Below are 19,926 nucleotides of genomic sequence, written 5' to 3'. Positions count from 1 at the left end.
ATTTTCATCGAAATGTCATCTCTTGAGCGTATTTTATTTGTCCCCAAAAAATAATATGCAATTTTTTATTGCAAATATTACAATTATTTTAATTGTTGGAAAATGACATTTTGGCGTAAATTGCCAATTATATTTTATTTAATATGTTGATTTATTAATATTTAATTTGTTTTTAGTGATCTTTGTTTGTGTTTTGGTCAATTCAAATAAGCAAAAATGTTGCTTTATATGACAGCTATTTGTCATATAATTGTCACAATTTAATTGAACAATAAGCGCATTCTATCATCCGCTTAAAACGTCTGCATGAATTCTAATCTACCTCCCGTTTCAGATTCATCACAGTCGTCGACTCAAAGTAAATCGACGAATGTTCATGTTCCGACACCTAAATTTTTTATGCCGGTGTTTTTAACGCTTATTATTTCAACACTTATTTATATCGGTGTTCAGCTTTCTGCTGATTTAGCTCATGTACCACCTTTGAGCTTATATTCTGTTGTATTACTTGCGACAGCTTTATTTATTGCTTTGGGTTTTGAGTTTGTAAATGGTTTCCATGATACAGCCAATGCTGTAGCAACGGTTATTTATACCAATGCTTTGCCTGCACCCGTTGCAGTGATGTGGGCAGGTTTTTGTAACTTTCTTGGGGTAATGGTTGCAAGTGGTGCTGTGGCTTACGGGATCATTGCTTTATTGCCTGTTGAATTGATCATGAATGTCGGATCAGGCGCTGGTTTTGCTATGGTTTTTGCCATGCTCATTGCTGCGATCATGTGGAACTTAGGTACTTGGTTCTTAGGGATTCCAGCATCTAGCTCACATACACTCATCGGTTCGATTCTTGGTGTAGGGATCATGAACTACATCTTGCATTCGGCAAGTGGTGCAAGTGGTGTAGACATGGATCAAGTGATCAAAGTCGGCAAAGCACTTTTATTCTCACCATTGATTGGTTTTGCCTTTGCAGCTGTTGTTTTCTTGCTTGTGAAAAAGATCTTCAAGAAACAACTTGAGTTGTTCCAACCACCTGAAGGCAATAAGCCACCACCGCCATTGATTCGTGCCATTTTGATTTTCACTTGTACAGGTGTAAGTTTTGCGCATGGTTCAAACGATGGGCAAAAAGGTATGGGCTTGATCATGTTGATTTTGATCGGTTTAGTGCCATTGGCTTATTCTCTCAACAAAAACTTAGATCAACAACATTTACAGTCTTTCTCTCAATTGTCTGCACAAACAGCAACAGCAGTGTATGCACAGCATGCCGATATTCCTGATGAGCAAGCACGTTCAACAATTACCAAATATATTCAAACTAAAGAAATGACACCCGAAGTTGTACCTGCGTTAGCAAGTTTGACAGATCACTTAGGTGACCGTGTGGCTAAATTTGGTGATTTAAAAGATATTCCTGAAGCAGAAGTATCATCTTTACGTAATGATATGTACTTAAGTACAACTGCATTTAAACGTTTAGACAAAGCTGAACAATTGCCAAAAATGGACGAAGCTCAAGCGAAAACTGTAAAAGAATATCGTAAAAGTTTAGATTCATTCCTGCAATATATTCCAACTTGGGTCAAAGTTGCTGTAGCACTTGCTCTAGGTCTTGGAACAATGGTGGGTTGGAAACGTATTGTTGTAACTGTGGGTGAGCGTATTGGTAAGCATCACATGACTTATGGTCAAGGGATGTCTGCTGAGTTGGTTGCAATGACAACAATTGCTGCGGCAGATGGTTTTGGTATGCCTGTATCAACAACACACGTATTAAACTCAGCAGTTGCTGGAACCATGGTGGCAAATAAATCAGGTTTAAACTTTAATACTGTTAAAACGATTCTTTCAGCATGGATTTTTACATTACCTGCGACCATTTGTTTATCGGGTGGCTTGTATTGGTTGTTGCTTAAAGTGTTTTAATTCTTAGATGCTTATATGATTTGATCTGAAAAACGCTGCTTAAGCAGCGTTTTTTTATGAGTATTATTTTTTCAACTTACTCAGTACTTGCTTAAGAGGAAGTTTCTCTGCGGCAAAACCATAGATTGCAGCAAAAGGTAATGCTGTACGAGCTAAGTAAGCTACACGCCATAAACCTCCATGATTTGCACCTTCCATCATCAGTTCTAAAGGATGTTCCATCGCGGTTTCTGGATTGGAAACAGACTGAGGGTTTTTTAAATCATGAATCCAAAGCGCAGCCATAATGGCATTGGTGGTTTCAGGGTCAAATGCTTCGACATCAAATAAACTGGCACCGTTAAATGCAGCTTTAAGCAGTGGATTTTTTGTCACTGAATGCGTTGTCGTTGAAGGCGCAATGTTAATACTGACTTTTTGCCCTTGATGTCGTGCTAAAGTTGCCCGCCATTGTTGAATACGTTTTGCTAAAGCATAGTTCGGACCTTGTTCAACCACAAGACAGTCTGCAATTCCATAGGACTGACCATTATCAGATGCGATGAGTTTGGACTGATTGTCTTTAAAAAACTGCTTCATGGACAAGGCAGAAACACCTTTACTCAGAATAATTTCCAGTTTAGAGCGTTGTTGATTTTTTGCTATAGAGCCTTCGATTACTTCTTTGGGCACAGCATAAACATCGGTTGGGGTACACATATACATCAACGATGAATCGGCTTTTTGTTCACTGACCGTGCTCATGATGCTATCCATCGCCATAGAGACACGAACATGTTTTTCACCATCTAAATAAGCAATCGAGGCTAAATCAAGACGCTGAGGGTTATCGCATAACCATTGCGTGATTTCTGGGATTTGAGTAAGTAAGTTTGCACCGAGTTTACTTTTGAGCGTATCGATGTCTTGAGTATCTGTTATCTTGTCAAAACAAGGTGCATACAGCGTAGCATTACCATTTTTGATGGTATTAAGAATTTTTGCCCAGACGCGTTCATTAGGTAAATCCACTGCAACGATATTGGCTTTCCAACGCGCAAGCCATGTCAGTGGTCCAGCCTCAGAACCTGCACCAAATAAAACCAATGTACGGTCTGATAAGTCAAACCATTCAGGATGAGCATGGGCTTCTCGGAGCGCATTAGCATGGCTCGCTTCGATAATGCCTTTATCTTCCCAAACTTGGATTTGTTCAAGTAAAGCAGCACCTTGCAATTTTTTGCCACGATATGGCACATACCATTCAGGTTGAATATCGGATTGACCTTGAAAATGAACAGAATAAATTTTTTCCGTCAAAGGAATGGACATGACATCTTTTAATGCATAACGTTGCCCATTTCTGAAAAAATCAAAACTATGCTGAGCTTTATGTAAACCTTGTTTTGCAATTGTGATTGGATTATTGACAGATTGAATGCCATTTTCTACCAAAGCTTTGAAATAAACTGGATAGTTTTTACGCCAATTTTTTTCTTGTAGTACCTGCTTTGAACGTTGAGGGTCAACCAAAGATAAAGCTTCAGCAATGATATTTTTACCTGTTTGAGAGGAGCTGCTTTTTTTAGAGTGCGGATCTAGAGGAAATTGTAAACCATCAATTGAATTGGACATGCAAAATATCTCGTTTATTTCAGTATTAATATACAGATGTATACATTATCCACGCCAAGTTTAAATGTTCGGTGGCATTTCATACCAAAATGACATACAGAAATAAAAAATCGCACACTATAGCGAAGACATCATTTAAAAAATACTCCTCATTTGGGGAGTAGAATTTATTCAATAAAACAATACATTAGGCTTGGGGAAAGTAGAAGTTAAGATCAGTGAGATTGTTATGAATATTCAAGTTAGTGCGTATGTTTTAGGTGCTTTATTATTCGTTGGGGCGACACCTGCATTTGCAAAAGATGTCTTTAATGCTCAAATTCAAGTTGGAAATAATACGTATCAGAGCAAAGGCTATACTAATTTAAATGATGCGATTGACCAGTATGATTTTGTAAATATGAAACAAATATTTCCAAATTATACAGAAACATCTTTTGCGCATTCAGCATTAAATTTAAGAGGGGTAAATACTCAACTTGAATTTGCACAAGACTCATCACAGTTAAAATTTAGTATTCCATCATTAGGAATTACCAGAACTTATGGGGAAATTGGAGGAACGAGAGAGCAAGCTAAAGATGCTTTTTTAAATGCTCTAAAAGGCGAAGATGAATATATTTTAAAAGCTCTAACGAAGGAATGGGTAAAAAATACGCCTATAGACCCTGTTGCAGGTAACCCAAATAGTTTAATGAGCACGATGGCGATTAGCAGTACAGACACAATGTCTGACATGACTTCAAACCAAGCTTTTGGCAATAAAACCACAGGTTCACGTTCTAGTTTTGGAATTACACCACGTTTTGGGCGTTATACCCAAGGTGAATATGGCGTAGATGTTTATAACTTACCCATCAGTTATAGCCACTGGTTTGAAAATGAAAAAGTAGGCATATCTTTTGATGTACCTATTACGCTTGTTGATACTGAGGGAGCTTATTCGGGTAGTCTAAACTTTGGTTTGGGTGTAAATTTTAAAGCTTATGAAAACAAAGATTTAACTTGGTTTGTTATGCCACAAGTACGAGTGGGAGCAACAGGTTCAGAAGACTTAGGTTCAGCAGCTTTAATCTATGGTGGTGGTTTGGTGAGTAATCTACAATTTCCATTAAGCTGGGATGCTTCAATCAATATTATTAATATGGCAACAGTCTATAAAACAGACTCTATTCAAATCGGGGACTATGAAACTCATTACGATTTAAAAAATACAATTTTGCGCAATGGTGTCGAATATAGCCAAGTCTTGAAACGTAGTATTAATAATAGTCCTCTGATTGCAAAAGTGTCTTTGGCACGTACAGATTATCATGGAGATGAATTATATACCGAAGTTTCACATGATTTATCAGCATCAATCGGATTTAAAAACTTAAAGCCAAACGCTTGGATTAGTGATTATCGAATTGGAGCAACATATACCTATACAGATAATGACTTAAAAGGATTCATGCTCAATATGGGTTATACTTTCTAAGGAATAGAACAATGAAATATATTTTACCTAGTATTGCATTGTTGATGACAACAAGCGTCCAAGCTGAATTAATTATTCACCAAGCGCCATTTATAAAAGGTGTGGTGGCTGAACCTGTTGCAACACCAAATGAAAACATCACTGAAACTACACAGCCTCAATCTCAAATAGCGCTAACTCAGTCATCTGTAATTGAACCATCTGTAAATACTGCACAGTCACCAACCAATCCTGTATTGCTTAGCGAAGCTCAACCTGTACAAGCTGTAGCACCTCAAATTGCTAAACCGACCGTCGTGTCTAGTGTTGTTGCAGATGAAACGGAAAATCGTATTTTAGGTTTAAAATATGCAGAAGGCGCGAAACCATTTGTTGTGTTTGCAGAAGCAGGAATTCTTGGTTTAGGTTTTGGTGCAGGTTTTTCAATTAATTCATATCTTGATCTGGTCGCAGGATATAATGGCGGAAAATACAAAGCTGATGCGCTAGACTTTGAATTAATGAGTGGAATGAAAGTCGATAAAGTGGATTTTGACAGTAAAGTTCAATATGTTGCTGCTAATATTCGACCATTCGCTGGTTCATTTCATTTAACATTAGGTTTATTTAATCAAGATATTAAATTTAAAGGACAATATTCTCCAAGTGACTTTTATCTTGATGAAGGAGAGCTTCCTGAATATACCTTTAACCATGCAACTTTTGATGCAAATCAAGTTGGAAATGTACACCTAGATGTTGATTTTGATCAGAAAGTATTGCCGTATGTGGGAATGGGTTGGAGTCCAAAAATTAGTCAACGTTGGGGTTTAGCAACACAGTTTGGCGCAATGTATGCAGGTAAACCTCAAGTCAGTTATTATCCTGAAAATGGAAATTTAACCATCCAAGATCAAGATAAAACCACAACATTGGGTGACGCTTTAAAAGTAGAGGAAGATAATTTTAGCACATGGCTAAAATGGATCCCTGTTGCCAAAATTGGTCTTTGGGTACGTTTTTAATTTTTCTAATTTCGCTTCATTTCAGATATTCGCTACAATTTTTGTAGCGAATATTACCTAATTAAAATTTAAAAATAAAACTAAAAAGGAAGCTGCATTAACTGATTAAAAAAATGCGGAACAACACGTGGTTCAATAATAATTGTCATAATCACACCATATGCTGCTCCCCATAGATGTGCACTGTGATTAATATTTGAATTACCTTTTTTACCTGACCAAATACTATAAGCGACATATAGCACAGCAAAAATAATTGCAGGAACGGGAATAAAGAAAACAAAAATCAATTTCCATGGTTGAAATAAGATATATGCAAATAACACCGCAGAAACAGCACCAGATGCACCTAAACTTGCCCAACGTGTGTCATTTTTATGTTTTAGATAACTCGGTAAAATTGCAAAAATTAAACCACCTAAATAAAACAAGACAAAGCCTAAGTCATATAGATATTGACGATAAAAACTTTCGATAATGCTACCAAAGAAAAATAAGGTAAACATATTAAATAACAGATGCATACCATCAGCATGAATAAAACCATGAGTAATAAAACGGTCATATTGCGATTTTTGCTGAATTGCAGGTGGCCAAAAAATAAAACGATCAAGGACTTGCCGATTTGAAAAGGCGATAAGGGAGATAATCACCGTAATAAGGATGATTGTAATCGTATGATTAAAAGGTAAATGCAGCATAAGCGTTCACAAAAAGAGAAGAAGATCAATTTAACAGCAATCATGCCATTAAATTGTATGAAATCATGTTGTTTTTCATCAAATCCGACAATTTTAGTTGATTTTTATTCATTCAGCCTCATCTTCAGTTAAAATAACAACTTCAGCTTGAGGATAGAGTTATGTCGACTGAGAACACCAATACTGCAGTTGCAGAAGAAATTCCAAATTTATTGATTACTCCAAATGCACAAGAGTATTTAAAGGATCTGTTGGATAAGCAAAATACTCCAGGAATTGGCGTTCGTGTATTTGTAGAAAATGCAGGTACTCCACGTGCAGAATGCTGTATGGCATATAGCGCGCCTGAAGAGGTTGTACCAACAGATTACAAACAAGATTATGCAGATTTTCCTGCATTTATTGATGCACCATCCATTCCATATTTGAAAGATGCTGTGATTGACTACAATAAAGATCGTTTTGGTGGTCAACTCACTTTCCGTGCTCCAAACTCTAAAGTGCCACGTGTTGGACCAGATGCCTCTATTGAAGAGCGCATTACTTATGTACTTCAAGCAGAAATCAACCCAGGTCTTTCAGGTCATGGTGGTAACTGTGCTTTGGTTGAAGTTGTTGAAGATGCAGAGCATGGCTTAACGGCTGTATTGAAGTTTGGTGGTGGTTGCCAAGGTTGTTCAGCGATTGATGTGACTTTGAAACAAGGCGTTGAAACAACACTGAAAGAGCATGTGCCTGAGTTAGCACGTGTGGTTGACCAAACAGATCATAGCCAATCAGAAGGTGCATATTTCAAATAATTTTTGAAATTTTGTGCAAAAAAACCTCCATTTTTTGGAGGTTTTTTTATGGGTCATTACTTCTATGTTTAAAATAAAAACAATATAAAACTTAAATTAAGCTTAATTTATTGAAATTATCGTGTGATAAATAATCAAAAAAGCGTAAATTCTTTAATTAATAATGATAATAGTTATCAATATCTATTGTAATTAGATTATCTTTTGTTACACTACGCAACGAAAACTGCATCTTTTATTCTTTTTCTATCATTTTTAGCCGCTCTGGAATACTTTTTATGCCAAACCGTATTATCCAATCTATATTATCTCTTTCGGTATTATCATTGATGATGGGAAGTGCATACGCAAAAGATTCACAAGAAAATTCCCGTGAAGTTCAGGCTAAAAATTCAGAACCTGTACAATTAGAAACGGTGGTTTTAACAGCGTCTGGCTATAAACAAGATAAAACAAAAGCACCAGCCTCTATGACGGTGATTACACGTAAAGAATTAGAAAATCGACAATATAGTGATATTACAGATGTACTTAGAAATACCCCAGGTGTTGTAATTTCAGGTGCAGGTTCAGCGCAAACGGTCAGTATTCGTGGTATGGGCTCAAGTTATACATTATTTTTAGTCAATGGAAAGCGCCAATTTTCTAAAGATGTGAACCCAAATGGCGATGATAATGGTTTTGAAAAAAACATCTTACCGCCAGTTGCTGAAATTGAACGTATTGAAGTCATTCGTGGTCCTGCATCTACTTTATATGGTACGGATGCCATGGGCGGTGTGGTAAATATCATTACCAAAAAAGTCAGTACCGATTGGTCAGGAACTGTAGAATTAGGTGCTGTGCTACAAGATCATCACCAATCTGGAGACATTAAAAACGGTTCTGCATATTTATCAGGTCCGCTTATTGCCAATAAATTAGGCATGCAATTGGGTGTAAGTAAGTCTAAACGTGATGAAGATCGTTATGTGGGTGGCTTTAGAAGTACTGATGTTGAAAGCTTAAATTCAAGATTTACATATTTACTCAATGATAATCATGATCTTGAATTTGAAGCAAATTTCATGAAACAAGAATCTGAGTCAACTGCGGGTAAAACCATTGTAAGTACAGGTGCAGATTCTTATGGACGTAATTATCGTCAAGTCTATGGCTTAACCCATAATGGTCATTATGGCGATAATTTAAGTAGTAATTCTTATATTCAATATGAAAATTCAAAAAATCCAGATCGTAGTAACAGTTCAACAGGTTTAAGTGGGATTGAACTGGAAACTTGGTTGGCAAATAGTCAGTGGCATTGGAAATTAAGTGATCATAACTTAATTGGTGGGCTATATTTTAAAAATGAATCTTTAGTCGATAAAGCAACCAATCAAAATGCCGACATGCCTGTAACAGAGTTAGAGCGTTGGGCATTTGCTGTATTTGCAGAAGATACCTGGGCGATTACTGATACATTTAATTTGACGACTGGATTACGTTATGATCATGATGAAAATTATGATGGTAATTTTTCGCCACGTTTATATGGTGTCTACACCCCTACAGATGCTTGGACATTTAAAGGTGGGGTATCTACAGGTTATAAACAACCTGACTTAAAACAGTCTTCAAGTGATGTGCATTCTGTTACAGGTAAAGGCAGTGCCTTTATTATGGGGAATGATAATTTAAAACCAGAAAAATCTGTCAGTTATGAGTTTGGTACAGCATGGCAAGGTGATCAATCTAAAGCCTCTGTGACCGCATTTTATACTGAATTTAAAGATAAAATTACTGAAATTCGTGAATGTTCTTCGCCAAATGGCAGCAATACAAATGCTGCGACTTGGGCATGTAAAGACCCATTTGGTCGTTTAGATGCTGTAACGGGTGATGTTCGTTTATGGAACTTCATTAGTTCGCGTATCAATGTTGATGAAGCAACTATGCAAGGTGTAGAAGCAACTTTTGATACTGAACTTGCTGATGGTGTTAATTTAAGTACAAACTATACTTATACTGAAACAGAGCAAAAGTCTGGCGATTTAAAAGGGCAGCCTTTAAATCAAGTGCCTAAACATATGTTTAATGCGACAGTTGATTATACTATTAATGATGCTTTAGACATTTGGACACGTTTACATCATCGTAGTGAAACTTCATCATATTTAGGTCGAGCTTCTATGTCAGCACCGACACCAGCATATCAGTTTTTAGATGTTGGTTTTAACTATCAATTTACAGCAAACTTAAAAGGTAAATTTGGTGTTTATAATATTTTAGATGAAAAAGCTGAAGATGCTGATGGTGATCAAGTCCTTGATGGTCGTCGTTATGGGATTAGCTTTTTAGCAAAATTCTAATAATATGATGAAAAGAAAAAGGCGTCTAAGCGCCTTTTTCGATATTCAAAATTTTCAAAGTAGCTTCTGAATAATAAAATTTTTCTAAATAAATACGTGCACGAGTTTTTAAATGCTCGGAAGAAATCATTTTTTGAATAACAGGTTCAAGTAATGCTTGTAGCTCATTTTGAATCAATGCTTCATCAATATTTAAATCACGCAGCAATAAATCAAAAGGGCGCTCTTCATTACGGACATACCAAGCAAAAACACCATCATGAACTTGTTGTTGTAAATATTCAGTTTGGCGAATATGTTCCCAAATTTCGTGCCCTAAACCAACCGTTTGTGGTAAGTCCTCAATTTCAATATAGTTGCGTAAAGTGCTTATAGGCACTTTTTTAATCTTATGCCAAAGATTTGCTTGGAAATGATAAAGCTTATGATCATCAAACTGTTGATTTAAAACTTGTTCACTTAACTGGCTAATCTTAATAATATTTTTTTGTAGATAATGCTTTACGGTATCATCCAAATTGGTATCAGTCACAGATTCCAAAACAGATTTTCCCATTTTCATAAAACGACCAACACCAGGCACTTTTTTATTCATGACTGAATTATCAATGTAGTCTTGAATAGAATGATGAATGAGTTGAGTGAGCATCTGAGAAAATGAAGCATTATTGACAATACGTTTGATCAAGGCTTGGCGATGACTAGATTTACTTGCAACATATTGAGCCGTTTTATCAATCGTCGTAACAGGAATAATATCCTCAATTAAGGTTTGATCATTACTTGGATGAATGAGTGCAATACGAATATGTTCAGCAATTTGTTCAATTAAGAAGGAACTTGCTGGCGTTGCTAGAATTTGCTTTTGTAGCAAATCATTGATTTGTTGAAAAGTCCAAATATCTTTGAGATTTTGCTTTCTAAACCAGTGATAAAATTCGGTAAATTCTATTTTAATGGTTTCAGATTGAGCAAACTCTTGATCTAAAAATGCCAATTGAGCATTAATCAATTGTTCAATCATGGGATGAGTCATGATAAATAAGCCTTAATTATAAAATTTTCTGTTCAAGTAACGGATTCTTTTGTGATTGAATCTTAGTGAGAAAAGAAAGATAAGCATCTACCACTTTATCAGGTGCTTCTAAGAGCGGCATATGACCGATATGATCTAATATAATCGGTTTTTCACTGCGTTTGATCATTGATTTCAACTCTTGCGCAACTTCAACATTGACAATCTGATCTTGTTTACCCCATAAAATTAGCGTAGGTGCTTCAATATTTCTAACCATGGTGGCAAATGAAGTTGTGGTATATAACTTATTTAATGCATCAATTTGATCAATGACCTTTTTAGTATCTTGTGCTTTAAGAATTAATAATTTTTCACGTTCAGCATTGATGATGGCAGGTGTAAAAGGTGGATTATACATGACTTTTTTCAGTACAAAGTTCAGATCACCCGCTTGAGCAACAAGTAATTGTTTGAGATATACAGGATTTTTTAAATAATTGGTATTGTTACTTTTAAATACACCGCCTGAGCTGAGTAAAAATAAACTTTTTGTATCAAATGGATATTGCGAAGCATAAAACATCGCAATTGAACCACCTAAAGAATGCCCAACGACATTTAAGTTATTTTGAATATGTGCAGCCTCAATGAAGCGTCGCAATTGTTCAGTAACATTTGGAACAGAAATATCAAAATTTGCTGGAACCTGCGTTGTGCCTGCAAAAGGTAAATCAGGAATAATCACATGATAATGTTGTGTTAATTGATGAGCTACATCATTCCATGTATCGCGGCTACTGCCTAAACCATGAATCAATAAAAGTGTAGGTTTACTGCGATCACCACCTTCACTATATGACCAAACAACATCACCTACACGTAAGGTTTTACTCGATAAACCTGCCCAAGCTCTTTCTTCTTGTAATACTTTTTGATAGTCAACAAATTCAGTTGTGGCATATGCATTTGTCAAACTTAGACCAGAAACTCCTATTGCCATACTACTAAAGATGAGCGCTGCTCTACAAAATTGGAGAAAAGTTTTTGAGGGCATCTGAGGCATTTAACGGGTTCCTTCTTAACAATCCACTATTATATAAAGCAAATGCAATTTATTGATGACCTAATTTCAGCAATCAATTGGCATCTTTTGCATAAAGTGTTATTTTTTATAAAGTACTGTCTGTTTAATAAGCGATTCTATAATCTAAAGTGTTAAATTATTCAAATTATGTGCTTATTATGTAGATTTGTTAAACAATTGACTTGTATTTGAATGAAAAAATAGCATTTAACTTAATTTGTAACAGAGTTTATTTTTAGTCAGTGACATTCAAATTTGACAGTATTAAAATTCAATATCATCTCCACACAATGGAACAATACACACATGCTAACCGCTCAAGAAGCTTTAGAACGATTGAAACAAGGCAATGAACGCTTTGCACATGGTGAAACAAATCATAATAAGTTTTTGACACACCAACAGCGAACAGAGATGGTTGGAAGTCAGGAGCCATTTGCAATTATTTTAGGATGTTCAGACTCGCGTGTACCTGCGGAGATGGTATTTGATCAAGGTTTTGGTGATTTATTTGTGATCCGTGTAGCAGGGAACATTGTCGCACCATCACAAGTGGGTAGTGTCGAGTTTGCAGCAGACAGTTTTGGCTGTCCGTTGGTTGTGGTGTTAGGGCATAGTCATTGTGGCGCGATTCATTCTACAATTGAAGCATTAAAAAACCCAAATACACCGCCTTCAGCAAACTTAATGTCAATTGTTAACCGTGTGCGTCCTTCAGTTGAGATTTTAATGCAAACTGAATTAAAAGATGATTTGGAAAAATTGTCTATGCATGCAGTAAAATCAAATGTATTTGCTTCGGTGAATCAGTTACGTCATGGTTCGGCTGTATTAGAAAGTTTAATTGCTAAAGGTCAACTCAAAGTGGTTGGTGCAGAGTACTCACTTGAAACAGGTGAAGTGTCATTTTATGACTTTTAAATCATTGTTTTAATGTTAAAAAATAATTGTAAGCTTTGATAAAAAATCCCACATGATGTGGGATTTTTTTAGATATAAATTTTTTAGAATTTATAACCGATTTTTAAACCATAAGCGATGGCATTGTTATCACTGAAGTCTGCAACATAATCGCTACCACCTGCTTGTGCGCCAGTTTGTGCTTTAGCATCACCTAACCAGAAGTATTTTACGCCACCTGCAATGAAGTAATTTGCAGCAGGACTATATTGAACACCTAAGCCAACGTTCCAATAACCTTCTGTTGGGCCTAATGTTGATACTGGATTACCTGCACCTGAGTCCCAACCAACAGAAACGTTACCTGCCCATTGGTCATTCAGTTTACGACCAACACCTGCGTTAACAGACCATTGATCATCAGAGTATTCAACAAGGTTAAAGCCATTTGATCGACCAATTTGAGGTAATTTACCAACAACATCCGATACTAAGCCAAATTTATATGGGCGAATTGAAAAATCTTTCCAATTTACCCAACGAAGATTGGCAAATGCAACAGTATTTTCCATAATACCTGTTTGCAAATCTAAGTTAACTGATTGAGGTGTTGTAATTTTAGTTTTTCCTGTTGCTGCTGCGATCTGTTGCGCTGCGGCTGCCCCTTCATCACCTAATAATGATAAAGCACCTAAAGTTGGTAAACTTTCTTGTGCATTGACATCATGATCGATTTCAGAGCGATATGTAATGGAAGCTTTTAAGGCAATTTCAGGAATCTGATATGAAGCACCTGCTAACCAACCTACACCACTCGTTTCTTTAATTTTAGCGTCATAGCCATTGTAAAGACTATAAGCTTGACCACGTAGACTTACACTTCCTTTAATAGTTTGATAGGCAGCACCACCATACAAATTAATATTTTTAATAGGTTGGAAACCAAAAATCATAGAAAGATTTTGAGTGTCAACTTCAACGCTCGTATTACCTTTACCTAAAGTTGAGTTGACTTGCTTCAATCCTTCATCAACTTTCTGTGTTACACCTTGTTTAATTGCAGCATCAATTTTATCTTTTGTACCTTGAAAGTTTGCATTATATGCAGCAAGTGTTTGCCGATATTGAGCTTGTCCTTGAGCAGAGCTCAAATCAACACCTTGTGCTTGAAGGGCAGCACCAACACGATCAGTTGCTGATAAAGCATTAAAGTTTTTATCAATAGTACTTTGACGAATGGCATCTAGGCTTGATGTTGGTAAAATCGTATTAGTAGGATCAGAAACAAAAACATTTTCGCCATGGTATTTTGCATCAGCACCAAAAGGTTGGTCATAAAGTAGACCAAATGATATTTTGTCAGTGAGCTGTAATTTAAGAGCCGCAGAAGGGAAGTAGTAGTCCTCACCCATGTCATCAATATTACGGCGAGTTTCACTTGTTCCTGCTTCACGTCCTTCTACAGTTGGATCTAGAACAGAAAGACCAGCCTCAAAATAGTTATCTGGTTGTAAAAATGCAGAAATCGATTGACCAGATCGATCTAATGCAGCAGCAAAAACAGTGGTTGTTGGTAAGGTTGCAAATAACATTGCAGTTGTTAACGCTTTTACTTTCATTTTCGCTTTTTCCCTAGACCGTAAAATGAATAACTTGAAGCATTTGTAAATAAAAAATTAGAATATTTATGATTTACAAATAATGTTCGAAATTTACTTCTTTTTACAAAATAACATATAAAAAATAAGAGTAAATACTCTAAGAATTGAAAATATAAAAAAAGTGTAAACGCTGTAGTTTATTATTTGTACTGGAATTATTTAATTTAAAATGAATCAAATGTTTAGATGTTTTTTATTGATTGAAAATTCAAATGAATGATTTAATGTCTATTGCATAAGAACTAGACTTTTAAATGCATTAGAAAATGTTAAAAATAAAAGATTAAACATAATGGAGAAAAGATTTTGTTGTGATGATTAATTTTTTGACAGGGTTGTAATGGTACGCTCTGCGGGACTCGAACCCACGTCGGTCGCTTAGGAGGCAACTGCTCTATCCGGTTAAGCTAAGGGCGTCTAAAGTTCAGTGATTAATGTAATATAATTATATTTAAATATAAAGTTGAATTTTATATATAAATTAAGTATTAAATAAAATTTATTTTAAAATAACTAACCTCTTTAAAGCATAATATAAATTAAAATAATCATACTGACTTTAAAGAGGTTTTTAGATTATTAAAAAATTAAAATTTATAACCAATTTTTAAACCATAAGCGATTGCATTATTATCACTAAAATCTGCTACATAATCATTTCCCGCATTTTGAGAGGATACTTGACCTTTTGCATCTCCAAGCCAAAAGTATTTTACTCCTCCAGCAATAAAGTAGTTCGGTGCTGGACTAAACTGTAAGCCCACGCCCACATTCCAATAACCTTCTGTTGGACCAAGTGCAGTGACAGGATTACCTGCACCAGAGTCCCATCCAGCAGAAACATTACCTGACCATTGTTCATTGAGTTTGCGACCAACACCGACAGTTGCATTCCATTGGTCTTTAGAGTATTGCAATAAATTAAAGCCACCTGGACGATTAATTGAAGGAAGTTGTCCTACAACCTCTGAAACCATGCCAAATTTAACAGGGCGCAGTTCAAAATCTTTCCAATTTACCCAACGAATATTTGCAAATGCGACAGTATCTTTCATCACACCTGATTGTAAGTCGATATTGACAGACTGTGGCGTACTAATTTTGGTATCGCCTGTTGCTGTCTCGATTTGTGTAGCGGCAGCAGCAGCTTGTTCACCGAGTAAACCGAGTGCGGATATCGTTGGTAAATTTTCTTGTGTTTCAATATCATGATCAATTTTAGAGCGATACGTCACAGATGCTTTTAGTGCAATTTCAGGAATCTGATATGCCGCACCAACGAGCCAACCATAACCATCTGTTTCTTTTAGGGTTGCATCATAACCATTATAAACGCTAGTCGCTTGCCCACGAAGGCTGACCTGTCCTTTAATCGTTTGGTAAACACCACCTGCATAAAAGTTTAAATTTTTATTGGGTTGAAAACCAAAAATCATAGCGAGGTTGTTAGAGTCAACTTCAGCACGAGTTGCACCTTGTCCTACTAGACCATTGACTTGGGCAATGCCTGCATCAACCTGCGCAGCAACATTGGCATCAATAAGATCTTTGGTATTACCCAAAGGTGTTGGTGTATTATTGTTATACATGCCTTGTGCTTGAGCAACTGAAAAGCCTGCTTTTTGTGCAAATGCTTCAATGGCTAAAGGTGTACTACTCGCAATTTTGGAGCTACGTAGCGCACTCATCGTTGCTGAAGATAAAATAGTCGTACTTGCATCTGTTACAAAAACATTACTGCCAGTGTATTGAACATCTGCACCAAAGGGCTGATCGTATAAAAGACCAAATGATATATGATCGGTGACTTGAAGCTTTAGGGCTGCTGAGGGAAAGTAATAGTCATTGCCCATATCCTCAATATTTCGATGCGTTTCACTTGTGCCAGCATCTCGTCCTTCAACAGTTGGGTCTAATACAGAAAGACCTGCTTCGAAATAATTATTGGGCTGTAAAAATGCTGAAATAGATTGTCCAGAGCGATCCATTGCGGCAGCAAATACACTGCTAGTCGGTAATAAACTGAGTAAAACAGCTGAGTAAAGAGCATTTATCTTCATCGACCTATTCCTTGATATTATTGTAAATTTCTTTTCTTTTGCTTTTTGTACAGGTCTTAATAGAATTGTTTTGATTAATCACTGCACTTTTTGAAGATAGCATGTTTCTAAATAAGCACAATATATTTTTTGGCAGAAGTGACAGGCTTATTTGTCAAAATAATCAATAAATTAAGTGAATGTGCATTTTTTAAAAATAATTAAAATAATAAGAAAAATGATATTTTTCATAGTATTAGATCATATTTTAATCAAAAAAAGAGATATTGGTCATGATCCAATATCTCTTTTTAGTCGGTCTATCAAGCTTTTGATATGAGTATTGTCTGTATTTTTGATTGATTATTACAGCAATATATTTTTCCAAAACTTTGATTCAGTACCAATATTTTTCTATTGTTGTCGATTTAATATTTTATATAGCCCAAACATCAGTACAATCCATACAGGAATCATTAAAACTGACTCTTTAAAGCCTTGAGTCCACATAATGTAAAGCACAGTTGCAATAAAAATCAGCACCAGATAATTACTAATTGGTGCCCAAAGTGCAGGAAATTTAGTTTTTGTTCCTTCACGTTGCATTGCTTGTTTGAACTTTAAGTGCGTTAAGCTGATCATTGCCCAGTTTAAAACCAGTGCGCCTACAACAATATAAATTAAATGGCTAAGCGCTGCTTCAGGTGCTTTATAATTTAAAATCACACAACCAAAAATTAACAAAGCGGACATCAAAACCGCAGCAATTGGTACACCTTGCTTATTCACTTTTAATAAAAACTTAGGCGCATTACCTTGTAAGGCTAAACCATAAAGCATACGGCTGTTGGCATACATTCCGCTGTTATAAACTGAAAGTGCAGCAGATAAAATGATGAAATTAACAAGGTTTGCAGCCCAACCGATCCCGATCAGTGTAAAGACCATAACAAATGGGCTTTTATCTAAACTACCACCATCAAATAAATTCCAAGGCACCAACGACAATAAAATAATGATTGAACCAATATAGAAAATAAGAATACGTGGAATAATTTGGTTAATTGCTTTAGGAATTGTTTTTTCTGGATCTTTTGCTTCTGCTGCTGCCATACCAATTAATTCGATACCGCCAAAGGCAAACATAAGAAAGGCAAGCATATAAAATAAGCCTTCAAAACCATGTGGAAAAAATCCACCATGTTCCCAAAGGTTACTAAAACTATAGCCTGCTGTTGGATCTGCGGTAAAAATCAAATAAATACCGAAAATAATCATCGCAATAATGGCTGTAACTTTAATAATAGAAAGCCAAAATTCTGATTCACCATAAAACTTAACATTTGCTAAGTTAATTGCAGTAATCGCAACGAAAAAGACTAAAACAGTGACCCACGCAGGAATGTGAGGCCACCAATAGTTAATATATTTTGCAGCAGCAGTTAACTCTGACATTGCCACCAAAATATATAAAATCCAATAATTCCAACCTGCTAAGAAACCTGCAAATTTACCCCAATATTTATTGGCAAAATGGCTAAAAGAACCCGCAACAGGTTCATGTACAATCATTTCACCTAATTGGCGCATGATTAAAAATGCAATTAAACCACCAATGGCATAACCTAAAATGATCGATGGTCCAGCAGATTGTATGACTTGAGCGGAACCTAAGAATAAGCCAGTACCAATTGCACCACCCATAGCGATGAGTTGGATATGACGGTTCTTTAAGCCACGCTGAAGGGTAGTTGACTCTTTATTCAAAATGATCAGCCCAACAATGGAGAAGAAAACAGATTGTAATTCATTGATTTGAGATATCCTAGTATCCCCAGTTCATCTCTGATTGTTTAGAATATGTATACTTTATTATTATTGTGAAAATTTATGTAAAATCAAAGAAATACTTTTTTGGGCTGATATGAAAAATTCTTATTTATTTTCTTTGGGTTATTATATTTTTAGACTTAAGTCATGTAATGAATGATTTTTATTGAAAAAACAGAGTAATATAAAATTGAACTACGATTCAATATTTGCAACAACAACGATAAGCTGAAGGAATAAGACCAATGAGTTTTGCACCGCAAATTAAAATACCTGCAACTTACATGCGTGGTGGTACGAGTAAAGGTGTTTTTTTTAAACTTGATGATTTACCTGAACGTGCACAAAGTGCAGGTCAAGCACGTGATCAATTGTTATTACGTGTGATTGGTAGCCCAGATCCGTATGCAAAACAAATTGATGGAATGGGTGGCGCAACTTCAAGTACCAGTAAAACAGTGATTTTGTCTAAAAGTCAGCAAGCAGAACATGATGTGGATTATCTGTTTGGACAAGTTTCAATTGATAAAGCATTTGTCGATTGGAGTGGTAATTGTGGCAACTTGACAGCAGCAGTAGGTTCTTTTGCAATTAGTAATGGTTTAGTCGAAGCATCACGTATTCCTGAAAATGGCATTTGTACTGTACGTATTTGGCAAGCCAATATTCAAAAAACGATTATTGCTCATGTACCTATAAGCAATGGTCAAGTGCAAGAAACAGGAGATTTTGAACTTGATGGCGTCACTTTTCCTGCTGCTGAAGTTCAAATTGAATTTTTAGACCCTGCGGATGATGGCGAAGAGGGTGGCGCAATGTTTCCAACAGGAAATGTTGTAGATATTTTGGAAGTGCCAGAAGTTGGTACTTTTCAAGTTACTTTGATCAATGCAGGTATTCCAACAATCTTTTTAAATGCTGAAGAGATTGGTTATCAAGGTACAGAGCTACAAGAAGCAATAAATAGTGATACAGCAGCATTGGCACGTTTTGAGAAAATTCGTGCATATGGTGCAGTAAAAATGGGCTTAATCTCAGATGTAAGTGAAGCTGCGAATCGTCAGCATACACCTAAAGTGGCTTTTGTTGCTCAGCCAAAAACTTATACTTCTTCAAGTGGTAAGGTTGTTACAGAAGCCGATACCGATCTTTTGGTTCGTGCTTTATCAATGGGTAAGCTACATCATGCCATGATGGGAACCGCAGCCGTTGCGATTGGAACTGCGGCAGCAATTCCTGATACTTTAGTGAATTTAGCTGCTGGTGGTGGTGAGCGTGAAGCTGTACGCTTTGGGCATCCATCAGGAACTTTACGTGTCGGTGCACAAGCATTACAAGAAAATGGTCAATGGGTAGTAAAAAAAGCGATCATGAGTCGTAGTGCACGTGTACTCATGGAAGGTTGGGTACGTATTCCTGCTGATAGCTTCTAAATTTTAAAATCACTTTTAAATTATTTATCATGAATGAGATCTCTAATTGTTGATGCAGTTAGGGATTTTTCATTTTAATATA

Annotated in this window: 14 protein-coding genes and 1 tRNA gene; 7 read left to right on the top strand and 8 right to left on the bottom strand. The window is 36.0% G+C overall.

Annotation, left to right across the window (positions count from 1 at the left end):
- The first annotated feature begins 306 nt into the window (after positions 1 to 306).
- On the top strand, positions 307 to 1,929 hold the full coding sequence (locus tag HX005_RS03190) for an inorganic phosphate transporter (protein WP_107007467.1): 1,623 nt from the start codon (positions 307 to 309) through the stop codon (positions 1,927 to 1,929).
- A gap of 63 nt (positions 1,930 to 1,992) precedes the next feature.
- Here the strand turns inward: HX005_RS03190 and HX005_RS03185 are convergent, their stop codons facing one another.
- Positions 1,993 to 3,543 (bottom strand): hypothetical protein, encoded by a 1,551-nt coding sequence (locus HX005_RS03185; RefSeq protein WP_286376257.1) that lies wholly within the window; start codon positions 3,541 to 3,543, stop codon positions 1,993 to 1,995.
- A gap of 229 nt (positions 3,544 to 3,772) precedes the next feature.
- On the opposite strand from HX005_RS03185, the gene HX005_RS03180 reads away from it, so the two are divergent.
- Positions 3,773 to 5,023 (top strand): hypothetical protein, encoded by a 1,251-nt coding sequence (locus HX005_RS03180; protein ID WP_286376256.1) that lies wholly within the window; start codon positions 3,773 to 3,775, stop codon positions 5,021 to 5,023.
- A gap of 11 nt (positions 5,024 to 5,034) precedes the next feature.
- Complete coding sequence (locus HX005_RS03175) at positions 5,035 to 6,027, top strand: hypothetical protein (protein ID WP_286376255.1); 993 nt, start codon at positions 5,035 to 5,037, stop codon at positions 6,025 to 6,027.
- 80 nt (positions 6,028 to 6,107) lie between these two features.
- Here the strand turns inward: HX005_RS03175 and HX005_RS03170 are convergent, their stop codons facing one another.
- Positions 6,108 to 6,728, bottom strand: a complete 621-nt coding sequence (locus tag HX005_RS03170; protein WP_107007471.1) for a rhomboid family intramembrane serine protease — start codon at positions 6,726 to 6,728, stop codon at positions 6,108 to 6,110.
- A gap of 161 nt (positions 6,729 to 6,889) precedes the next feature.
- Between HX005_RS03170 and nfuA the strand changes: the two genes are divergently transcribed.
- Positions 6,890 to 7,528, top strand: coding sequence for a Fe-S biogenesis protein NfuA (nfuA, locus tag HX005_RS03165; RefSeq protein ID WP_286376254.1), 639 nt, complete (start codon positions 6,890 to 6,892; stop codon positions 7,526 to 7,528).
- Between the two features lie 278 nt (positions 7,529 to 7,806).
- A complete protein-coding gene (locus HX005_RS03160) occupies positions 7,807 to 9,879 on the top strand; it encodes a TonB-dependent receptor domain-containing protein (RefSeq protein ID WP_286376253.1) in 2,073 nt (690 codons plus the stop codon).
- A gap of 25 nt (positions 9,880 to 9,904) precedes the next feature.
- On the opposite strand, the gene HX005_RS03155 is transcribed toward HX005_RS03160, so the two are convergent.
- Together HX005_RS03155 and HX005_RS03150 are read right to left on the bottom strand one after the other, a co-directional pair.
- Complete coding sequence (locus HX005_RS03155) at positions 9,905 to 10,915, bottom strand: hypothetical protein (RefSeq protein WP_286376252.1); 1,011 nt, start codon at positions 10,913 to 10,915, stop codon at positions 9,905 to 9,907.
- A gap of 16 nt (positions 10,916 to 10,931) precedes the next feature.
- Positions 10,932 to 11,960 carry an alpha/beta fold hydrolase gene (locus HX005_RS03150; RefSeq protein WP_286376251.1) on the bottom strand — a complete coding sequence of 343 codons (1,029 nt, stop codon included), beginning with the start codon at positions 11,958 to 11,960 and terminating at the stop codon, positions 10,932 to 10,934.
- Positions 11,961 to 12,287: 327 nt separating this feature from the next.
- Here HX005_RS03150 and HX005_RS03145 point away from each other — a divergent pair, with 327 nt between their 5' ends.
- The gene (locus HX005_RS03145) at positions 12,288 to 12,902 is read left to right on the top strand and encodes a carbonic anhydrase (protein ID WP_107007476.1); all 615 of its coding nucleotides are present in this window, start codon (positions 12,288 to 12,290) and stop codon (positions 12,900 to 12,902) included.
- 83 nt (positions 12,903 to 12,985) lie between these two features.
- On the opposite strand, the gene HX005_RS03140 is transcribed toward HX005_RS03145, so the two are convergent.
- The 4 genes from HX005_RS03140 to HX005_RS03125 form a co-directional block, all read right to left on the bottom strand.
- Positions 12,986 to 14,500: a long-chain fatty acid transporter gene (locus HX005_RS03140; protein ID WP_286376250.1), complete on the bottom strand. Its 1,515-nt coding sequence runs from the start codon at positions 14,498 to 14,500 to the stop codon at positions 12,986 to 12,988.
- A 383-nt stretch (positions 14,501 to 14,883) separates the two neighbouring features.
- Positions 14,884 to 14,959: transfer RNA gene (locus tag HX005_RS03135), tRNA-Arg, on the bottom strand.
- A 170-nt stretch (positions 14,960 to 15,129) separates the two neighbouring features.
- Entirely contained in the window at positions 15,130 to 16,602 is a 1,473-nt protein-coding gene (locus tag HX005_RS03130; protein WP_286376249.1) for a long-chain fatty acid transporter, read from the bottom strand.
- A gap of 393 nt (positions 16,603 to 16,995) precedes the next feature.
- Complete coding sequence (locus HX005_RS03125; RefSeq protein ID WP_286376248.1) at positions 16,996 to 18,348, bottom strand: amino acid permease; 1,353 nt, start codon at positions 18,346 to 18,348, stop codon at positions 16,996 to 16,998.
- Positions 18,349 to 18,656: 308 nt separating this feature from the next.
- Here HX005_RS03125 and prpF point away from each other — a divergent pair, with 308 nt between their 5' ends.
- Positions 18,657 to 19,844 carry a 2-methylaconitate cis-trans isomerase PrpF gene (prpF, locus tag HX005_RS03120; protein ID WP_286376247.1) on the top strand — a complete coding sequence of 396 codons (1,188 nt, stop codon included), beginning with the start codon at positions 18,657 to 18,659 and terminating at the stop codon, positions 19,842 to 19,844.
- Positions 19,845 to 19,926 lie beyond the last annotated feature (82 nt).

Source organism: Acinetobacter sp. R933-2 (genome assembly GCF_030325485.1).
GTDB lineage: Bacteria > Pseudomonadota > Gammaproteobacteria > Pseudomonadales > Moraxellaceae > Acinetobacter > Acinetobacter sichuanensis.
The sequence above is the reverse complement of the archived record's forward strand: the minus strand, read 5'-3'. Positions and strand labels throughout refer to the sequence as shown.

Excerpts from the sequence above, each read along its gene's own strand:
- HX005_RS03190 (WP_107007467.1), top strand. The coding sequence starts at position 307 with ATGAATTCTAATCTACCTCCCGTTTCAGATTCATCACAGTCGTCGACT.
- HX005_RS03185 (WP_286376257.1), bottom strand. The coding sequence starts at position 3,543 with ATGTCCAATTCAATTGATGGTTTACAATTTCCTCTAGATCCGCACTCT.
- HX005_RS03180 (WP_286376256.1), top strand. The coding sequence starts at position 3,773 with ATGAATATTCAAGTTAGTGCGTATGTTTTAGGTGCTTTATTATTCGTT.
- HX005_RS03175 (WP_286376255.1), top strand. The coding sequence starts at position 5,035 with ATGAAATATATTTTACCTAGTATTGCATTGTTGATGACAACAAGCGTC.
- HX005_RS03170 (WP_107007471.1), bottom strand. The coding sequence starts at position 6,728 with ATGCTGCATTTACCTTTTAATCATACGATTACAATCATCCTTATTACG.
- nfuA (WP_286376254.1), top strand. The coding sequence starts at position 6,890 with ATGTCGACTGAGAACACCAATACTGCAGTTGCAGAAGAAATTCCAAAT.
- HX005_RS03160 (WP_286376253.1), top strand. The coding sequence starts at position 7,807 with ATGCCAAACCGTATTATCCAATCTATATTATCTCTTTCGGTATTATCA.
- HX005_RS03155 (WP_286376252.1), bottom strand. The coding sequence starts at position 10,915 with ATGACTCATCCCATGATTGAACAATTGATTAATGCTCAATTGGCATTT.
- HX005_RS03150 (WP_286376251.1), bottom strand. The coding sequence starts at position 11,960 with ATGCCTCAGATGCCCTCAAAAACTTTTCTCCAATTTTGTAGAGCAGCG.
- HX005_RS03145 (WP_107007476.1), top strand. The coding sequence starts at position 12,288 with ATGCTAACCGCTCAAGAAGCTTTAGAACGATTGAAACAAGGCAATGAA.
- HX005_RS03140 (WP_286376250.1), bottom strand. The coding sequence starts at position 14,500 with ATGAAAGTAAAAGCGTTAACAACTGCAATGTTATTTGCAACCTTACCA.
- HX005_RS03130 (WP_286376249.1), bottom strand. The coding sequence starts at position 16,602 with ATGAAGATAAATGCTCTTTACTCAGCTGTTTTACTCAGTTTATTACCG.
- prpF (WP_286376247.1), top strand. The coding sequence starts at position 18,657 with ATGAGTTTTGCACCGCAAATTAAAATACCTGCAACTTACATGCGTGGT.